General features: G+C 66.5%; 13 protein-coding genes. 3 read left to right on the plus strand and 10 right to left on the minus strand.

The window, feature by feature from the left end; genetic code table 11:
• Positions 1-9 precede the first annotated feature (9 nt).
• Positions 10-1,092, plus strand: a complete 1,083-nt coding sequence (gene ada / locus NDB2M1_RS03975) for a bifunctional DNA-binding transcriptional regulator/O6-methylguanine-DNA methyltransferase Ada (protein ID WP_253185755.1) — start codon at positions 10-12, stop codon at positions 1,090-1,092.
• On the opposite strand, the gene NDB2M1_RS03980 is transcribed toward ada, so the two are convergent.
• From NDB2M1_RS03980 to wrbA, 8 genes are all read right to left on the minus strand, one after another.
• Positions 1,076-1,573, minus strand: a complete 498-nt coding sequence (locus tag NDB2M1_RS03980) for a low molecular weight protein-tyrosine-phosphatase (protein WP_054120739.1) — start codon at positions 1,571-1,573, stop codon at positions 1,076-1,078. The two genes, ada and NDB2M1_RS03980, sit on opposite strands and share 17 nt — an antisense overlap.
• Before the next feature lie 3 nt (positions 1,574-1,576).
• Positions 1,577-2,593, minus strand: a complete 1,017-nt coding sequence (locus NDB2M1_RS03985; RefSeq protein ID WP_072379691.1) for an ACP S-malonyltransferase — start codon at positions 2,591-2,593, stop codon at positions 1,577-1,579.
• Entirely contained in the window at positions 2,586-4,784 is a 2,199-nt protein-coding gene (locus NDB2M1_RS03990; RefSeq protein WP_072379693.1) for a dehydrogenase E1 component subunit alpha/beta, read from the minus strand. The genes NDB2M1_RS03985 and NDB2M1_RS03990 overlap by 8 nt, the downstream gene beginning before the upstream one ends.
• Positions 4,785-4,845: 61 nt before the next feature.
• Positions 4,846-5,910 (minus strand): glycerophosphodiester phosphodiesterase family protein, encoded by a 1,065-nt coding sequence (locus tag NDB2M1_RS03995; protein WP_143146606.1) that lies wholly within the window; start codon positions 5,908-5,910, stop codon positions 4,846-4,848.
• Between the two features lie 41 nt (positions 5,911-5,951).
• Positions 5,952-6,917 carry a carbon-nitrogen hydrolase family protein gene (locus NDB2M1_RS04000; RefSeq protein WP_083554632.1) on the minus strand — a complete coding sequence of 322 codons (966 nt, stop codon included), beginning with the start codon at positions 6,915-6,917 and terminating at the stop codon, positions 5,952-5,954.
• A gap of 2 nt (positions 6,918-6,919) precedes the next feature.
• Positions 6,920-7,507 (minus strand): GNAT family N-acetyltransferase, encoded by a 588-nt coding sequence (locus NDB2M1_RS04005; RefSeq protein ID WP_083554633.1) that lies wholly within the window; start codon positions 7,505-7,507, stop codon positions 6,920-6,922.
• Positions 7,504-7,914: a ketosteroid isomerase-related protein gene (locus tag NDB2M1_RS04010; RefSeq protein ID WP_054120734.1), complete on the minus strand. Its 411-nt coding sequence runs from the start codon at positions 7,912-7,914 to the stop codon at positions 7,504-7,506. The genes NDB2M1_RS04005 and NDB2M1_RS04010 overlap by 4 nt, the downstream gene beginning before the upstream one ends.
• A gap of 218 nt (positions 7,915-8,132) precedes the next feature.
• Positions 8,133-8,732 (minus strand): NAD(P)H:quinone oxidoreductase, encoded by a 600-nt coding sequence (wrbA, locus tag NDB2M1_RS04015; RefSeq protein WP_072379698.1) that lies wholly within the window; start codon positions 8,730-8,732, stop codon positions 8,133-8,135.
• A gap of 299 nt (positions 8,733-9,031) precedes the next feature.
• Between wrbA and purC the strand changes: the two genes are divergently transcribed.
• Entirely contained in the window at positions 9,032-9,817 is a 786-nt protein-coding gene (purC, locus tag NDB2M1_RS04020; RefSeq protein ID WP_054120732.1) for a phosphoribosylaminoimidazolesuccinocarboxamide synthase, read from the plus strand.
• A 351-nt stretch (positions 9,818-10,168) separates the two neighbouring features.
• Here purC and NDB2M1_RS23385 read toward each other — a convergent pair whose 3' ends face one another.
• Both NDB2M1_RS23385 and NDB2M1_RS04030 read right to left on the minus strand, forming a co-directional pair.
• The gene (locus tag NDB2M1_RS23385) at positions 10,169-10,636 is read right to left on the minus strand and encodes a DUF1643 domain-containing protein (RefSeq protein WP_072379701.1); all 468 of its coding nucleotides are present in this window, start codon (positions 10,634-10,636) and stop codon (positions 10,169-10,171) included.
• Positions 10,637-10,770: 134 nt separating this feature from the next.
• On the minus strand, positions 10,771-12,687 hold the full coding sequence (locus NDB2M1_RS04030) for a CocE/NonD family hydrolase (RefSeq protein WP_216233932.1): 1,917 nt from the start codon (positions 12,685-12,687) through the stop codon (positions 10,771-10,773).
• 98 nt (positions 12,688-12,785) lie between these two features.
• Between NDB2M1_RS04030 and NDB2M1_RS04035 the strand changes: the two genes are divergently transcribed.
• Positions 12,786-15,626 (plus strand): M16 family metallopeptidase, encoded by a 2,841-nt coding sequence (locus tag NDB2M1_RS04035; RefSeq protein WP_072379703.1) that lies wholly within the window; start codon positions 12,786-12,788, stop codon positions 15,624-15,626.
• Positions 15,627-15,673: the final 47 nt, after the last annotated feature.

Raw genomic sequence — 15,673 nt, forward strand, 5'->3', positions numbered from 1 at the left:
AAGACCCCCATGACCCACACCATGCCCCAGACCCTCGACGATCTCCGCTGGCATCAGGTTTCCATCCGCGACAAGGCGGCGGACGGCACCTTTGTCTACGGCGTCAAAACCACCGGCGTTTATTGCCGCCCCTCGTGCCCCTCGCGCCTCGCCAAACGAGCAAACGTCAGCTTCCACGAAAGCCCCGTCGAGGCCGAAGCCGCCGGGTTCCGCCCCTGCCGCCGCTGCCACCCTGCCGCCGTGCAGGAACCTGCGACCTCGCTGATGCAGGCCATGGCCGCCTACATCACGCAACATGCGGAAGAGAGTCTTCCGCTCGCCCGCCTTGCCGATCAGGCCGGGATGAGCCCCACCCACTTCCAGCGCGCCTTCAAGGCCGCGCTCGGCGTTTCCCCGCGCGAATATCAGGCGGCCCGGCGCCTCTCCCGCTTCAAACAGGCCCTGCGCGGAGGCGAAGGCGTGCTCGAGGCCGGGATCGACGCGGGCTACGGTTCCACCAGCCGCGTATACGAAGCCATCGACGGCGGCCTCGGCATGACCCCCAGCGCCTACCGCGCGGGCGGTGCCGGTGAAGCGATCACATATGCGGTCCGCGATACCACGCTTGGCCCTTTGATGATGGCCGCCACGCCGCGCGGTGTCTGCTTCGTCCAGTTCGGGCCAAGCGCGGAGGCTCTTCTCGCGCAGCTTGCCGCCGAGTTTCCCAAGGCGGCGCTCAGCCCCGCCGGCGAAGCCGCCGAAGGCCCGCTCGATGCCTGGATGGCCGCTCTCGCCGCCCATCTCGAACAGGCCGCCCCGCGCCCCGATCTCCCGCTCGACTTGCGCGGCACGGCGTTCCAGATCAGCGTCTGGCGCTTCCTGATGTCGGTGAAGCCGGGCGACGTGGTCAGCTACAGCGAACTCGCCGAAGGCGCCGGCAAGCCGCGCGCCATCCGCGCCGCCGCTTCGGCCTGCGCCGCCAATCGGATCGCCGTGCTCATCCCCTGCCACCGCGCCTTGCGCGCCGATGGCAGCCTCGGCGGCTATCGCCGGGGGCTTGAGCGCAAGCGCGCCCTGCTCGATGCGGAGCGGCGGGTCAGCGCAGCCGGCTGACGATCGCCTGCGCCGCCGCGGTCACGTCCGCCCAGGTCACCGCGAAATCCTCCTCGCTCCCGCCATAGGGATCGATCACCGCCGTCCCTTCGCGGCCCGGCACAAGGTCCATCAGCAGGCTCAGCCGCGCATTGGGCCCTGCGAGCGGGCGGCCCATGAACCCTTTTGGCTCGATCCGCTTCAGATCGCGCAAGTTCTGCTGATCGAGCGCATAGATATGGCCGAAGCGGCGGAAGTCTTCGCGTCGCACCTGCCGCGCGCGATAGCCCGAAATGTCGATCCCATGCCGGGCCGCCTCGGCAATCGCGCGGCGGTCCGGCGGATCACCGGCATGCCAGCCCCCGGTTCCGGCCGAATCGATGGTCACCGCGAGACCGGCAGCAACGGCCTCGGCCCGCAAAGCGGCCTCGGCGAGCGGCGAACGACAGATATTGCCAAGGCACACGAACAGGACGGACGGCTGGCTCACGAGAGGCCTCATGGGTCAGATGGCGACAAGCCGCCGCTGGGCTTCGCGGCCCATCGCGACGAGAAACGGATCCTCTTCCTGCCTACGTGAAAACACGGATTTGCTGTCAATGTCCAGCCAGCGATGCGCAACAATCGCTTGCCCGATGGCACCGCCCAGCGTTTCGCCCGGCCCCAGCAGCACGATCCGATCCGGTGCAAACTCCCTCAGCGCCACGGTGATCGCGGCGGTGAAGTCATAGGCCTCCAGGATCTGGTGCCCGAAAGTATAGTCCCACAGCTCCGCCGCATCGGTCTCGAACTGCCGCCACACCTTGCCGCGCCCGTCGATCAGCGGCACCTGCGGCGCGCCGAACCAGTCCGCCGGCAGCGACGCGCGCGCCGCATCCGCACTCGCCTGCATCAAAGGCGTGTGGAACGGCCCATGCCCAGCCAGCCGCAGCGGCGCACGCGGCAAGGGCGGCAGCGCTGCATTCAAGGCATCGAGCGCGCGCTCCGGCCCCGCCACCACCAGCATCCCGCCCAGCCGGATCGAAGGCAAAACGCCCACTCGCGCGCAGGCTGCTTCCACCGCGCGCTCGGTCGCGGGGTCGACCCGCCAGTCCTCGCCCGCCATCACGATCACCGCCTGCCCGCCGGGCTCATGCTTCTGCGAGTTCACCCCCATTGCATCGGCAATGGCAAAGCCATGCTCGCCCGAAACCGCCCCCGCACAGGCCAGCGCGGTATACCAGCCCATCGAATTGCCGGTGACCGCGACAACCTCGAACCGCTCGCGATCAAGGCTGAGAAAATCCAGATAGGCACAGGCATGGATCAGCGGCGCCGCCACATCCCCGCGCGGATGGAGCTTCGCATCAAACTTCTTGGCGCCGTCGAGCTCGCTCAGCGTCGGCTTCCCCGCCGCGCCCCGCACCCCGTCGAAATGCGCCAGCCACGGCGATCCGGCATGATGCCGCGCCAGATAGCCCAGCTCCGGCGCGTTATACGTGCCCCGCCCCGGGCACACGACGACGACGGTTTCCTTAGCCACGCACCATCTCCAGCGCCTTGGCGACAATCCCGTCCCGGCTCGGCAAGGTATGCGTCGCTGCACGTGCGAGCGGGATGAAGCTGTCCGTCGCCGCCAGCACGCCGAGCGCCTTGTCCGGCGCGCGCAAGGCCAAGAGCGCCAGCAGCGCCTCGCTCTGCGAACCCGTCTCGCGGCACTCGTCCACCACCAGCACCCGTCCGCATGGCACCACCGCTTCCAGCAGCGCATCCTCCGCCAGCGGCGCGATCCAGCGCAAGTCGATCACCCGCACGTTGACGCCCTGCTCCGCCAGCAGCTTCTGCGCCTGCAGCGAAAGGTACACCCCGTTGCCATAGGTGACGATGGCAAGGTCCGTGCCCTCTCCATGCACCCCGATCTCGCCGACGCGAATCTCGGCTTGGCCCGGCGCCTCATAGACCGATGTCCACAGCCCATCGCCTTCCGCATGGAGATCGCGCGTCATGTAGAGCGCAATCGGCTCCACGAAGATCACGACGCGCTGCTCCTCATGCGCCAGCCGCACGCATTCGCGCAGCATCAGCACCGCCTCGCGCCCGCAAGACGGCACCGCGATGACCAGCCCCGGAATGTCGCGGAACACGGCAAGGCTGTTGTCGTTGTGGAAGTGCCCGCCAAACCCTTTCTGATAGGGCAGCCCGGCGATCCGCACGACCATCGGGTTGGTATACTGCCCGTTCGAGAAGAACGACAAAGTCGCCGCCTCGCCCCGGATCTGGTCCTCGGCATTATGGACGTAGGCCAGGAACTGGATCTCCGGCATCGGCAGCAGCCCGTTGTGCGCTGCGCCGATCGCCAGCCCCAGAATCGCCTGCTCATCCAGAAGCGTATTGATCACCCGCGCCGAACCGAACCGCGCATGCAGCCGCGCCGTCGCGTTATAAACCCCGCCCTTCGGCCCCACGTCCTCGCCGCAAACGATCGCATTGGGATATTGCAGCAGCAGGTCCGCCATGGCCCACGAGATGAGCCGCGCCATATGCTGCGGCTTCTCCATCACCGCCGCTTCATCGGCAAACACCGCCGCCCGCGCCTCTGCGCTCGCCAGCGGACGCTCCACGCCCTCGCGCTTCGGCGGCACGATGCTCGCCATCACCGCCGCCGCATCAGGGAGCTTCGGGCGCAGAATCGCCAGCTCCACCTGCCGCAGCAATTGCGCCTCGATGGCGTCGTACTCGCGCCGCACATCGGCCGCGCTCATCACGCCTTCCTCGATCAGCAAGGCTGCACTTGCCAGCAAGGGATCGCGCGCATTGTCCGCCGCGATTTCCTCCTTGCTGAGGTACACGCCCTGCACATCGTTCCCGGCATGGCCATAGAGCCGCACCGTCTTCATGTGCAGGAACACCGGCCTCCGATAGCGCCGCGCATATTCGACCGCCTCGCTCGCCCCGCGCCACGCATCGGCCAGATCGCAGCCATCGCACTGGATGTAGTGCAGCCCCGCCCGCGTGGACCAGTTCGCCTCGATCCAGCCCATCGGCGTCTTGGTCGAAATGCCGATCCCGTTGTCCTCGCACAGGAACACGATGGGCATCGGCGTCCCCTGAAACGCCGCCCAGGCCGCCGTGTTCAGCGCACCGACCGCGGTCGAATGGTTGGCCGAAGCATCGCCGAACGAGCACAGCACGACGCCATCCTTGGCGAGCGTCGTTTCCTCCAGCCCCATCCGCCGCGCGATCCCGATGGAAAACGCCGCCCCCACCGCCTTGGGCAAGTGGCTCGCGATCGTCGAAGTCTGCGGCGGAATCGCCAGCCGCTTCGAACCCAGCACCTTGTGCCGCCCGCCCGAAATCGGGTCCTCCGCGCTCGCGGTGAACGAAAGCAGCATGTCCCACATCGGGTTCTCGCCCGGCACGCGGCTGGCGCGGTGGATCTGGAACGCGGCATCGCGGTAGTGCAGGAACGCAATGTCATCCACACGCAGCGCCTCGGCGAGCGCAGCATTGCCCTCGTGCCCCGAGGAACCGATGGTATAGAAGCCCTCGCCCCGCGCCTGCAATTTGCGGGAGAGCCGGTCGAGCTGGCGGCTCACCATCTGGCTATGCAGGATTGCCGCCGCGCGCTTCGGATCGAGGCCGACCGCAGCCAGTCCCAAGTTGCTCCCGCGCTGCAATGTCCCCGCGTCCAGCGCGGCAACAAACTGCTCATGGACCTGCTGTGCGGCGTCCATCAGCGCGAACCGGTTTCAGTCGTGATCATTTCGCCAGCCCTAGCGAAAGGTACGCAGGCCGTCACCCCTTGTGAGGCGCCAAAGCCGCCCGCCCCAGCGCCGGATCATCGGTAAAGAACCCGTCCACCCCCGCCGCCACGAACGCCCGCACATCTGCCACCATCCCCTGCGGCCACCGCGCATTAGCATCGCCGCCGCGCAAGTTCACCGGCAGAAACTGGTTCTCCGGGCGAAATGTGAACACGCTGACCTTCAGCCCAGCCTTGTGCGCATCGGCGATGAGCGCGGCAGGCGGCCCGGATTGGCCCGCCGCATCCAGCGGGATCACCCGCCGCAGCGGCGGCGAAATCCACTGCGCATAGGTCGCGATCTCGGCCAGCCCGGCAGGCGTCACCATATCCTCGAACGTCAGCACCCCACTCGCCAAGACCACATCCGCCGGCTGCCTGACCTCCGGCCCCTGAATCAGTTGCAGCAACTCCACATTGCGCTGCTCCGCCAGTTCCTTGTGCAACCGCTTCAAGGTCGCGATTTCAAAACATTGCACAATCACCGGCGCGCGCCGCAGGTATGCCGAGCCCTTGATCGCCGCGACCAGCATGCCCGGCGTATCGAACCCCAGCCCCGCGAAGTACGTTGGATGCTTCAGCTCCGGGACCAGCCCCACCCGCCGCTTGCTGCGCGCCGCGAGCGCCACGATCTCGCCCAAGGTCGCCACCTCGAACTGGCCATCATGCGCCTTGCTCTCCGGTCGCAGAGCCCCCAGCCGCTCCTTCGCGCGCAGCGTCTTCAGTTCCGCCAGCGTGAAGTCCTCGGTAAACCAGCCCTCTTGGGCGCGCCCGTCGATCACTTTCACCACGCGCCGCGCGGCAAACTCCGGGTGGCTCGCCACATCCGTCGTCTCGGCGATGTTGCTCTCGTGCCGCGCCACCAGCACGCCGTCCTTCGTCGGCACGAGGTCGGGCTCGATGAAATCCGCCCCGTCCGCAATCGCCCGCTCATAGGCTGCCAGCGTCTCCTCCGGCAGCCACGCGGAAGCGCCGCGATGCGCGAAGATCAGCGGTTTGGCGGCAAGCGGTGCAGTGGTCATCACCAGTCCCAGAACCAGCAGCAAGCGGACCATCATGGCGAAACTCCCGGTGGAATGCACCCGCTATGCCGTATCGGTTACAGCAGAGAGACCACGTGCAAGGCCGGCAGTGGTCCCGCCCCCGGCTGATCACGCCAATCGCGCGCATTGAGCACGCCGCCATCGGCGCGCAATTCGGCCACCTTGCCAAGATCGATCTCGGCGAACACCCACTGGCTCTCACCCTCGGCACCAATCGCGATCACGCCGTCCTCGGGCATCCCGCGATCCGGCGGCCCATAGACCCCCGCCGCGCCCCGGTTCACGTCCACCGCCGGAGACCATTCAGCCTCACCCACCGTCGGCGATTGCACCGCATAGCACTGGCCTTCGAGCGCCCGCGCCTGCGCGCCCAGCCGCACACGCCAATAGCCATGCAGGCTGTCGGTGCAGCTCGGCACCAGCAGCACTTCGGCCCCGGCATCCACCGCCGCGCGCGCCAGCAGCGGAAACTCGCTGTCATAGCAGATCAGCACCGCCAGCTTGCCCAGCGCCGTCTCGAACAGCGTAAGGCCATCCACCCCCGCCGAAACAAACCACTGCTCACGCTCGAAGCGCGTCATCACCAGCTTGTCCTGCGTGCCCGCCTTGCCGCTGGGCGCAAACAGCCGCGCCGCATTGCGATAGCGACCATCGGCATCGAGGCGCGGCAGGCTCGCCGCCAGAATATGCAGGCCAAACCGCTTGGCCAGCTCGGCATGCAGCGCATCCACCTGTGGTACCAGCGCGGCCACGCTCGCCAGCGATCCCGCCAGATCCCCCATCGTCGCAGGCTCGAGGCTCGCCAGCTCCATCCCGCCATATTCGGGAAACACCGCCAGCGCCGCGCCGCTTTCCGCCGCACTCGCCACCCAGCGCGTCAGCTTGGCCTCATAGGCGTCCCAATCGGCCAGCGGCTCGATCGGATACTGCGCGGCGGCGATGGTGTAGCGGACCGAAAAATGGGGACTGTCCCCTTTTTTCTCGGGGACTGTCCCCAATTTTCGGCCCGCGTCCGCGCCCATGCTCACCATTCCCTCAGCCAATACTGCATGGCCTTCAGGCTCTCGCCCTCCTCGCCGTGCTCCTTCCACGCCAGTTCCGTCACCAGCCCCGGCACCACCGCATAGCCGCGCTTCGTCCAGAACGCATCGTGCGGCACATAGCCCGCCGGCTTCGCTGGATGATCGTCCGCCCGGATCACCGCAGCAAAGCACGCCGCCGTCGCCCCGCACGCCTTCGCCTGCGCCTCACGGTGATCGAAGAACGCATGCCCGATCCGCTGCCCGCGATACTCCGGCAGCAGCACGCTCTCGCCGAAGTAGAACAACCGGTCCACATCCAGTCCTCGCTGGGCGAACGGCTCGCGGAACTCCGCCTTCTGGTGAATCATCGGCGCCGCCGTCGCCGCCCCGACAATGCGCGCGCCATCAAACGCCGCGACCAGCACGGCATCCGCCGCCGCCGCATATTCGGCGAGATACTCCGCCTCGTAAGCCGCATCGCCGTCATAGAGATAGGGGTAAGCCGCAAAGACCGTGATCCGCAGCTGAGCCAGATCATCCAGCGCCGCGCCGATTTCCACGCCGGTCAGCGGGCGGACGGTGACGCTCACCCGACCACCTGCGCGGTCCAGTCCGCCAGGTTGTAGTACATCGTCAGCCGCGTGATCCTGCCGCCGTCCACCGCGATAAACGCGCCCGCCGGCAGCACATAAGTCTGGCCATCGGCCTCGGGCAGCCCCTCGTCGGTCGCAAGGTAGGCGCCATGCACCACGAACTCCGCCGCCGCGCGCGCACCGTCATCGGTCGCCATCAGCACGATGTCCTTCAATTCTTCCTTGTAGCAGCGCTCCATGTGGCCAAGGAACGCGGCGAACTTGTCCTTGCCGATGACCCGCTCGCCCTGGTTCACGTCATGCGCGACATCGTCGGCAAGGCAATCAAGCATCCCCTGCCAGTTGCCCGCATTGAACGCGGCGTAATAGCGGGTCAGCAGGGCAATGGTGTCAGCACGGCTCATGGGACGGTCTCCTTCAGCGTCGCGCTTCTAGCGGTGGCTGCGGTAATGCACCACATTACAAAAACGCAAAACGCCGCCAGTCCTCCCCATTTTTCCGCAAGGACAAATGGGGAGGTGGCAGCCTCGCTCATCCTGAGCTTGTCGAAGGAAGGGCTGACGGAGGGGTACTACCTCCCCGGAACGGGGAGGGGGACCGCCCGAAGGGTGGTGGAGGGGTCTTACCCGAACAGCTTCGCCGCCGTCGTCGCCACACGCTGGCCGAGGTAGCGGGCGCCTTCCAGTTCGGTCTCGCTCGGCTGGCGGCTGCCGTCGCCGCCCGCCACCGTGGTCGCCCCGTAAGGCGCGCCGCCGACGACTTCGTCATGCCGCATCTGGCCCTGATGGCCATAGTCGAGGCCCACGATGGTCATGCCGAAGTGCAGCAGGTTGGTGATCACCGAAAACAGCGTCGTCTCCTGCCCGCCATGCTGGGTCGCGGTCGAAACGAACGCCGCGCCGACCTTGCCGTTCAGCGCACCGCGCGCCCACAGGCCGCCGGCCTGATCGAGGAACGCCGCCATCTGGCTGGAAATCCGGCCAAACCGCGTGCCGGTGCCGACCACGATCGCGTCGTAGTGCTCCAACTCCGCCACCGTCGCGACGGGCGCGGCCTGATCCAGCTTGAAGTGATGCGCCCTGGCCACTTCCTCGGGCACCGTCTCGGGCACGCGCTTCACGTCCACCTCGGCGCCCGCCGCGCGCGCACCTTCGGCGATTGCGTTCGCCATCGTTTCGACATGGCCATAAGCCGAATGATAGAGCACCAGAACCTTTGCCATCGGATGTATCCTTTGCTGCGCGGGGCACCGAATCGTGCCTGCCGCATCGTGTGAAGCCTTTCTACGACGCTCCGATGGTCCGGTTCAGCCGGATAAAACTGTCTTCCTTGTTCAAGATTATCGAACAAGCGGCCACATATGTGTCCATTTGCGTGGACGCGCGTTTTGTCCTATGGGCCTCGCCAACTGCCCCGGCCCAGCGCAGGTTTTCCCCGATCGGTGGAAATCCCGCCCCGCCGGGGCTTTTGATTTAACGCGCCGCGCTTATCTTCAGCCCAGCGCTAGTGAAAGAATCGCCCATGTCCCGTCGCCGCCAGATCTACGAAGGCAAGGCCAAGATCCTCTACGAAGGCCCCGAACCCGGCACGATCATCCAGTATTTCAAGGACGATGCCACCGCCTTCAACGCGCAGAAGCGCGGCACGATCAACGGCAAGGGCGTGATCAACAACCGCATCAGCGAGTATGTGTTCACCCGCCTCGCCCACATCGGCATCCCCACCCACTTCATCCGCCGCCTCAACATGCGCGAACAGCTCGTGCGGCAGGTCGAGATCATCCCGATCGAAGTCGTCGTGCGCAATGTCGCCGCCGGCTCGATCAGCAAGCGCCTCGGCATCCCCGAGGGTGAGCCGCTGCCCCATACCCTGATCGAATACTACTACAAGGACGATGCGCTGGGCGATCCGATGGTCGCCGAAGAGCACATCGCCTGCTTCGGCTGGGCCAGCAACGAGGAGATGCAGGACATTTCCTCGATGGCGATCCGCGTGAACGACTTCATGGTCGGCATGTTCGCGGCGATCAACATCCGCCTCGTCGATTTCAAGCTCGAGTTCGGCCGCATCTGGGACGGCGACTACAGCCGCGTCATCCTCGCCGACGAGATCAGCCCCGATGGCTGCCGCCTGTGGGACATGGTCACCGGCGAAAAGCTCGACAAGGACCGCTTCCGCCGCGATCTCGGCGGTGAGGAAGAAGCCTACCAGGAAGTCGCCCGCCGCCTCGGCCTGCTCGAAAACGACGGCGGCCCCAGCGAAGTCTTCGACCTCGGCGCCCACCGCAAACTCCGCGGCAAGAAGTAAGCCGCCAAGGTCCTCCCCATTTTCACGAAGTGCAAATGGGGAGGTGGCAGCCCGCAGGGCTGACGGAGGGGTAAAAGAGCGCCTCCGGCGGGCAAGGGCCACAGCCCTTGCATCCCATCACTCAGCTATGCGCTCGATTTGACCGCAGCGCCCGCCTCAAGCGGCTCAGAATGTCTGTTCCGCAATCCCCACCATCGTCATTCCCGCGAAGGCGGGAATCCAGAGCGGCCCACACAGCGCCGCGCCCGAAATTGGGGATTAAGTAAAGTGTCACCGTAATCCCAAAGTGTTACCGTAATCCCCGTAATCCCAAACGGCGTCACCCTCAGGATTTGGGGTTTTAGTAATGTGTCACTGTGGTTCCCACGGCGTAGGACGCGTGTCGCCCGAGACGTAAAGCGGGTGGGATGGCTGTCCGGCACTGGTAAGCCTGAGAAAGTGCGGCCTGACCAGACGAGGAGACACCAATGCCGCTCTTCCGAGGTAGCTGCCTGCATTTCCCCAAGCCGCGACGGTAAGCGAAGCTTGTTCGCCAAGCTTCTCCAGCCAGTGATCGTTCTCGGGACCAACCGGTTCGTCGGCTGACATGAGTTCGGCAGGTGACGGCGTCCGGAAAGCAAACAAGTTGCCGACAACCAACGAGCCAAAGCCCCACGAATCAGCAAAGGAAATGCACCGACCGATTGTGCGATCATCGGTCGTGGCATCGGCAGTTGAAGGGTTCAGCATTACAAACAGGACTTGCGGCCCATCTCCCCACTTACGGGTCAGGGAATAACGATAGCGACTGCAGGGTGAAATGACGGCGTCTCGGTACATTTCAGTCCCCCATAACTCTTCAGACGGATCACATCAGATCGTTCTAAATCACCTCATCGGGTGCAGATCTGCGATAAGCAACCAACCGTTCTATTGTGAAGTGTTCATTACAGAACGAGGTTTGAGTACCCCCCTCACTCCACCACCGGCAGCGCAATATAGCTCCCGCCTTCGCCCCCAACGCTCACTTTCTGCACCGCCTTCACATAATCCCCCGGCTTCGCGTCCAGGATCGAAGGCACGAACGTCTGCGGATTGCGGTCGTAAAGCGGGAACCAGCTCGATTGCACCTGCACCATGATCCGGTGCCCCGGCAGGAACACGTGGTTCGCCTGCGGCAGTTCAAACACGTATTCCAGCGGCGTGTTCGCCTTCAGCGGCCGCGCTTCGGCCAGGGTCTCGCGGAACCGCCCGCGGAAGATGTCCATGCCCACCGCCAGCTGGTAGCCGCCCATTGCCCGGTCGCCCGGCACGGCATCGGGGTAGACGTCGATCAGCTTTACCACCCAGTCGCTGTCGGTCCCGCTGGTCGAGGCGGTGAGATGCACCACCGGCGCGCCCGCGATCGTCACCGGCTTGTCGAGCACCGGACCGACGAAGGCCAGCACATCGGGCCGCCCCGAAACCGCGCGCTGGTCGCCCACCAGCCAGGTCGGCCAGGGGTTTCCGTCATAGCCTTCCTGCTGGTTCGGGCGCGGGTAGTAGGTGACGGGCTTGGCCGGATCGGAGACATAGTCCACCGTCCCCGCCGTCGCCGCAGGCTCGAACCCCAGCCCCTCGCCCGGCAGCAGGTAGAGGTTCTTCTCCGACTTCGCAGCAGGCCAGCCGCCCAGCTTCTGCCACTGGTTGGACCCGCTCTGGAACGCGGTCACCGCGGGCACATCCATCGGCTTGTCATAGAGATAGTGCGCCAGGAACGGCGCGAGCACGTTCATCCGCCACCATTTGCCGGTATCCGCATCCCACTTCAGCGCGCCCAGCGTATCCGCCTTCTCGATCGCCTGCCCATGATACCACGGCCCGATCGACATATGCAGCAGGCCGGCGCTATCCTTCGGCTTCAGCGTCTTCCACACCGCCGGCGCGCCATAGATGTCCTCCTGATCCCACAGCGAATGGACCAGCAGCGTCGGCACCGTCAGCGGCGCCTTGGCCAGCACCTTGTCCATCGCCTGTTCCTGCCAGAAGCTGTCCCACGCCTGATGCGCCTTGATCTTCTGCCAGAACCCGATCTGGTCCAGCCCCTGCGCGCTCGCCAACGCGCCCGCCGAGCCATATTTCATGAAGTGCGCATAGGCGTCGGCCTCCGCCACTTCATACTTGTTCTCGTTGCCCCGCGTCGCGACCTGCTCCCAGATGTAGCTCATGCCGATCTGGCGGAACGCGCCGTTGTGGAACCAGTCATCGCCGCGCCAGCCATCGACCATCGGGTTCATCGGCACCGCCACCTTGAGCGCCGGATGCGGGTTCACCAGCGCGGCGAGCGCGGTGAAGCCATCGTAGCTGATGCCGATGATCCCCACCCGCCCGTTGCTTTCGGGCACGTTCTTCACCAGCCAGTCGATGGTATCATAGGTATCCGTCGCGTGGTCCACCTTGGTGGGGTTGAGCGAAGTGCCCACAAAGGGCCGGTTCATCACGTACGTGCCCTCGGAACCGTACTTGCCCCTCACATCCTGCACCACGCGGATATAGCCGCCCGCGCTCACCACATCGGGCGCATGGTCATAGCCATCGAGCGCCACCGCCATGATCGGCGAACCATGCTGGCTGGTCATCTCCTCGGCATTGTAGGGCGTGCGCGTCAGCAGCATGGCCGGCTTCTGGGCGGCGCCTTTTGCCCCCTTGGGAATCATGATCACGGTGTGCAGCTTCACCCCGTCGCGCATCGGGATATCGACCGCGCGCCGCTCGTAGTCGCGCGCCATGACCGGTTGCGTGATCGTCGCGGGCCGCTCGTCATAGACCGGGCCCTTCGCGGGCGCCGCCCATCCGGTCCCGGCGCTCGCCAGCAGAAGCCCCAGAGCCAGACCCGCGCGCAGCTTCATCATGCCATTCCCCCTCGCCAAACCACCGCGAGCTTATCACCCGCCGGTCCGGTGCCAAGCGTCATTGCGCATTAACCCGCAAGCCGCCACAACCGCGTCTGATGCTCCACCGCGCCTTCGTCCGCCTGCTCGCCCTGTTCCTGCTCGCCGCGCTGCCGCTCGCGCCCGCTGCGGCCAAGCCGGCCCCCGTCTGGGCTTTCGAGAAAAGCGACCTCGCCCCCGATCCCGCTTTCCGTTTCGGCCGTCTGCCCAATGGCATGCGCTATGTTATCCGCTACAACGCCACGCCCAAGGGCACCGCCGAAGTCCGCCTCCAGATCGATACCGGCTCGCTCGACGAACGCGACAATGAGCGCGGCTTTGCCCATTTCGTCGAGCACATGGCCTTCAACGGCAGCGCCCACGTCCCCGAAGGCGAAATGGTCAAGCTGCTCGAGCGCGCGGGCCTTGCCTTCGGCGCCGATACCAATGCGCAGACCAGCTTCGAGCAGACGATGTATCTGCTCAGCCTCCCGCGCAACGAACCGCGCCTGCTCGATACCGCGCTGATGCTGATGCGCGAGACGGCGAGCGAACTGACCTTTGCGCCCGATGCGGTGGAGCGCGAACGCGGCGTCGTCCTTTCCGAACTGCGCGACGGGCAGGGCTATGCGCTGGAGAACAGCAAGGACCAGTCGGCCTTCCTCTACCCGCAGGCGCACTACCGCGACCGGCTCCCCATCGGCACCGTGGACTCGCTGAAGGGCGCGACGGCCGAAGCGCTGAAAGCCTTCTGGCAACGCGAATACGTCCCCGCCAAGAGCACCCTCATCGTCATCGGCGATTATGATCCCGATGCCGTCGAGGCCGCCATAAAGGCCCGCTTTGCCGATTGGCCCGCCCGCGCTCCAGCCAAGCGCCCCGATCAGGGCAAGGTCCTTCTGGCCCAGCAGGGTACAACCGATATCTACCTCGATCCCGCGCTGTCCGAACGCGTCACCGTCTCGCGCCACGGCCGCTGGCGCCGCGAGCCCGACACCGAGGAAAGCCGCCGCGTAAATCTGCTGCGCCAGCTCGGCTACGGCGTGATCAACCGCCGCCTCCAGCGCCTCAGCCGCCTGCCCGATCCGCCGTTCCGCGGCGCCGGCGTGGGCACCAGCGAGGTCTTCCATATCGGCCGCACCACCAACCTCGTCATCGACACCGCCGACAAAGGCTGGCGCAAGGGCCTCCTCGCCGCCGCGCGGGTTACCCGCGAGGCGCTGGCGCGGGGCTTCACCGAGGCGGAAGTGGCCGAACAGCTCGCCGGCACCCGCACCGCCATCGAAAACGCCGCCGCCTCCGCCGATACGCGCAGCAACGATGCGCTCGTCGGCGCCGTTCTCCAGCTCCTGCGCGATGACAAGGTGCCCACCACGCCCGCTTCATCGCTCGAACGCCTGAACCGCCACGCCGCCAGCTTCACTCCCGCCGCCGTGCTCGCCGCACTGCGCGCCGACGCGATCCCGCTCGCCAATCCGCTGATCCGCTTCCAGGGCCGCTCCGCGCCTGAAGGCGGCGAGCAGGCCCTGCGTGCCGCCTGGAACGAAGCGCAAGCCGCGCCCCTGCAGGCCGCCACGAGCGCCACCTCCGGTACGTTTGCCTACACCGATTTCGGCCCCCCCGGCGCCGTGGCCAGCGACCAGACCCGCGCCGATCTCGGCCTGCGCGAAATACGCTTCGCCAACGGCGTCCGCCTCAATCTCAAGCGCACCGATCTCGAGGCGGACCGCGTGCTCCTGCGCCTCCACATCGATGGCGGCGAGTTGCTCGATACCAAGGCCAACCCCACCGCCACCGAGATGACCGCGATGCTCCCCACCGGCGGCCTCGGCAAGCACAGCCTCGATGACCTGCAGACGCTGCTCGCCGGCCGCTCGGTCGGCACCAACATTGCCTCCTCGGGCGATACCTTCGCCATGGCCGCCGCCACCACGCGCCGCGATCTGGAGTTGCAACTCGATCTCATGGCCGCGCAGATCACCGATCCCGGCTGGCGCACCTCGGCGGACGTCATCTACCATCAGACGATGACGAACTTCTTCGCCCGGATCGACGCCACCCCGTCCTCCGCGCTCGCCAACAGGCTGCCGAGCATTCTCTCCGGCGGCGACCCGCGCTTCACGGTCCAGGCGCCTGAAACCTATCAGGCGCTCACCATGGCGCGCCTCAAGGCCGATATCGGCGGCCGCCTCGCGCATGGCGCGATCGAACTCACCATGGTCGGGGATTTCGATCCCGAAGCTGCCGTCGCGATGGTCGCCCGCACCTTCGGCGCCCTCCCCCCGCGCGAGCCCGATTTCCTCCCCTACACCGCCGAACGCGAGCGCAGCTTCACCCCCAAGCGCGGCATCACCGTCATCCGCCACAAGGGCGCGCCCAACCAGGCCATCGTCCGCTACGTCTGGCCCACCACCGACGACAGCGACCCGGTCACCAGCATCGGCCTCGAACTGCTGCAGGAAGTCACGGGCATCGAAGTGCTCGACACCGTGCGCGAGGCCTTGGGCAAAGCCTATTCCCCCGGCGCCGCTTCCTCGCTCAGCCGGGTCTGGCGCGGCTGGGGCACGTTTACCGTCAATGCCTCGGTCGATCTGGCCGATGTCGCCGCCACCCGCAGCGCCATCGAGAGCACGATCGCTGGCCTCGCCGCCAAACCCGTCGACGACGATATCCTCGCCCGCGCCCGCGCCCCGATGCGCGAGCGGATCGACAACCTGCTCAAGACCAACGGCGGCTGGCTCGCCCTTGTCGACCGCGCCCAGAGCCAGCCCGACCGCATCGCGCGATACCAGCTGGCCCGCCAGCGCCTCGACGCACTGACCGCGGCCGACCTGCAGGCCCTCGCCAGGCGCTACCTCGCGCCCGATCAGGCCGTCGTCGCGCTCGTCCTCCCCGAGGGCGCTGAGGCGCCTGCCCGTTAGGGAAGATAGGCCTTTCGCCGATTCAGCGTAGCCTTACTTGGCGGACA

The organism is Novosphingobium sp. NDB2Meth1 (assembly GCF_900117425.1).
Classification (GTDB): Bacteria; Pseudomonadota; Alphaproteobacteria; order Sphingomonadales; family Sphingomonadaceae; genus Novosphingobium.